The sequence below is a fragment of the Asticcacaulis sp. genome (assembly GCF_027484505.1).
Taxonomy (GTDB): Bacteria; Pseudomonadota; Alphaproteobacteria; order Caulobacterales; family Caulobacteraceae; genus Asticcacaulis.
Genome location: NZ_JAIXSV010000137.1, coordinates 1 through 2870 on the forward strand (window position 1 = coordinate 1; position 2870 = coordinate 2870).

Annotated in this window: 4 protein-coding genes; 2 read left to right on the plus strand and 2 right to left on the minus strand. The window is 59.6% G+C overall.

Translation table 11 applies throughout. The annotated features are described in order from the left end of the window. The first annotated feature begins 73 nt into the window (after positions 1-73). Together Q0072_RS09000 and Q0072_RS09005 are read left to right on the plus strand one after the other, a co-directional pair. Entirely contained in the window at positions 74-961 is an 888-nt protein-coding gene (locus Q0072_RS09000) for a ParB/RepB/Spo0J family partition protein (protein WP_298328749.1), read from the plus strand. Between the two features lie 7 nt (positions 962-968). Further along, positions 969-1223 carry a hypothetical protein gene (locus Q0072_RS09005; RefSeq protein ID WP_298328751.1) on the plus strand — a complete coding sequence of 85 codons (255 nt, stop codon included), beginning with the start codon at positions 969-971 and terminating at the stop codon, positions 1221-1223. 6 nt (positions 1224-1229) lie between these two features. Here the strand turns inward: Q0072_RS09005 and holA are convergent, their stop codons facing one another. Together holA and Q0072_RS09015 are read right to left on the minus strand one after the other, a co-directional pair. Then, entirely contained in the window at positions 1230-2282 is a 1053-nt protein-coding gene (holA, locus tag Q0072_RS09010; protein ID WP_298328754.1) for a DNA polymerase III subunit delta, read from the minus strand. A 4-nt stretch (positions 2283-2286) separates the two neighbouring features. After that, a complete protein-coding gene (locus tag Q0072_RS09015) occupies positions 2287-2796 on the minus strand; it encodes a hypothetical protein (protein ID WP_298328756.1) in 510 nt (169 codons plus the stop codon). Positions 2797-2870: the final 74 nt, after the last annotated feature.

Sequence of the window (2870 nt, forward strand, 5' to 3'; positions counted from 1 at the left end):
AAACTGGCCCGCGAAGTCGTTCAACGTGAAAAAGTGCGCCGCGCGGCTGCCTGACCAAGACTGAAGGATACATATGTCTGAGAAACAAAGAGGTCTGGGCCGCGGTCTGTCGGCGCTGCTGAGCGACAATCAGGGGCCCGTACCTATCGCCACCGCCGATGGCAAACCCGCCGCGACGCTGGAAAAGCCGATCGAGCTTCTGCAACGCAATCCGGATCAGCCGCGTCGTTTCTTCTCGGAAGCCGAGATCGACGACCTCAGCGCCTCGATCAAGGAGAAGGGCGTGCTGTCGCCCATTCTGGTGCGGCCGTTGCCAAATCAAGCCGGGCAGTTTCAGATCATCGCTGGTGAACGCCGCTGGCGCGCCGCGCAAAAGGCGGGTCTGAAGACCGTGCCGGTGATCGTGCGCGAACTGGACGATCTTGAGGTGCTGGAAATCGGCATCATCGAAAACGTGCAGCGCGAGGACCTCAACCCTATCGAAGAGGCGCGCGCCTATAAGGTGCTGATGGAACGCTTTGGCCGCACGCAGGACGCCGTGGCTCAGGTGGTGTCGAAATCGCGCAGCCATATCGCCAATATGATGCGCCTGCTGGGCCTGCCGGAAGTTATTCAGGATCACGTCATTCATGGCCGCCTGAGCGCCGGTCATGCTCGTGCCATTGCCACGGCGAGCAACCCCGAAGCGCTGGCTGAGGTGATCATTCAGAAAGGTCTGTCTGTACGTCAGGCTGAAATGCTGGCTCGCACGGCGCTTGGTGACGAGACCAAACCGGCACGTCCCAAGGCGCAGCCCAATGCCGATGTGCTGTCGCTGGAGCAGGATCTTCAGGAACTGCTGGGCCTCAATGTCAAGCTGGACGACAAGGGCGGCAAGGGAGAGGTCCGCATCGCCTATGCCAGCCTTGAGCAACTGGATGATGTCTGCCGACGACTGATGGCGGGCTCCTCGCTGAGGTAGTGTGTCTATGAAGACGATCAATCTTGGTGCTGAACATGATAAAGCATTGACAGGCGCTATCCGAAAAGCCCTTGAAAAGCTTAAGGCCGTAAGAACAGATCGTTCGCACCCTACGACATTCTTTTGGGATTTTGAATGGGCGTCTTTCAACACCTCGTTCGGCTCCATTACGATTGAGTGGGAAACCTATATCGGTGTCACGGTAACAGGCGAAGACAGCACTGTAGATCGCTTTGTTGCTCTGGTTAGAACCTGTTTGTAATGTGATTTACAATCCCAACCGTCGGGCGCGGCCCGCAATGCTCATATAGAGTCGTTCGGCGAGCAGCAGGTCGGGCATCCCCGTCGATTTACATGACTTGTCCGTCTCAATCAGTTCTTTGGACAGCGGATCAAGGTAAAAGTCCGACCAGGCGCGGGCCTGACGCAGAAACTCCGCCTCCTGCTTCCAGAAGACACCGGCGGCGCGGGCGGCCTGTTTGGCGTCGATGCCCTTGGCCATCTGGGCCTGAATGAGCCGCAGCTTGACCAGATGACCATTGAGGGCGCGCAAGGCCGCAGAGCCGTCTTCACCTTCCGCAAAGGCCCGGCGCAAACCCGCCTGAGCCGGAGCCATTTTGGCGCCAAAGGCCTGTAGGGCGGCATCGAACAGCGAGGCGTCGGGCTCGACGCCCAGAAATTCCTGTAGTTCCTTGTCGTCAATGGTGCGGCGCGAACCCGGCCCGATAAACAGGCACAGGCGTTCGATCTCCTGACGCGCCACACCGCGCTCCTTGGGCAGGCGGGCGGCGAAGATGTCCATGGCGTCGGGCGTCAGGGCGACCTCGTTTTGCGCCAGAGTCTCACGTGCCATACGCACGACGTCGCCGGTTTCGTCCTCATAGCAGGCGATGGAGGCGATGGCCTTATCGGCGTCGGCCAGCTTGCGCACGGCGGAGTCGCCGCCCAGACCCCCGGCCTCAATCAGGAAGAAGGCATCGCGGTTCAACTCACCGGCGGCATGGGCCTTGAGCGCGGTGGCCACCTGTTTGTCGAGCGCCGCCTTTTCCGAAAAGAATTTGAGCCGTACCAGCCGTCGTCCGCCCATCAGCGACTGCGCCTGAAGCTCGTCCTCAAGGCGCGCGGGATCGGCGTCGATATCGGTATCGGTCAGCAGCGAGACGTTGAACGGGTCCTTGATGTCCGGGACGATCTTCTGGGCCAAGGCCTGCCCACGCTCCAGCACCTGCCCGCGATCCTTGCCGTAGATCAGACAGGCGATCACGTCGCGCGGTGGCGCTTTGAGGAAGCCCTCAATCTCAGGACGCTTGACCAGCTTCATGGTTTTAGCTGGCCGGAGCCACTTTCTTGTCGTGGAAGAACAGCACCAGTTCGCTGCGGATGCGCTCGCCAATCGCGGTGGCGGCGCGCTGCTGGCCGTCCTTCTGGGCGGCGACGCCGGCATAGGGCGACTGGGCATTCGCGTCATAGGTGGTTGTATCGACGAAATAGCCACGGGTTAGTACCTTACGTGTGGCTGTTTCGATCAGGCTATACTGCACAGAGGTCGAAATTTCCGTTCGTAAGGCGATGTCATTGACACCTATACCAATATCGTAACGCTTTTCGTCGAGCTTGACGCTCAGGCGATAGCGTTTCTGACCCTCAAGCGTCTTAAACCCCGACACCAGATTTTGCCGCACGAAATAACCCGTGCGAGAGTCTGTGGTGATGACGTCGATATTGGCCAACTCACCGGGCAAACCCTTCTGCGCATAGACCGGGGTGAACCCGCAGCCGCTCAGGGACAACGGGGCACTCAGCAGGGCGAAGGCCAGAAGGGCTTTGCGGATCATGATCAGCCTACGACAAAGTTGAGGATGCGGTTGGGAACGACGATGACCTTACGCACCGTGACGCCTTCAAGATG

Bases quoted from the DNA above. Each gene is read 5' to 3' on its own strand.
- Q0072_RS09000 (WP_298328749.1), top strand. From the start codon at position 74: ATGTCTGAGAAACAAAGAGGTCTGGGCCGCGGTCTGTCGGCGCTGCTG.
- holA (WP_298328754.1), bottom strand. From the start codon at position 2,282: ATGAAGCTGGTCAAGCGTCCTGAGATTGAGGGCTTCCTCAAAGCGCCA.
- Q0072_RS09015 (WP_298328756.1), bottom strand. From the start codon at position 2,796: ATGATCCGCAAAGCCCTTCTGGCCTTCGCCCTGCTGAGTGCCCCGTTG.
- Q0072_RS09005 (WP_298328751.1), top strand. From the start codon at position 969: ATGAAGACGATCAATCTTGGTGCTGAACATGATAAAGCATTGACAGGC.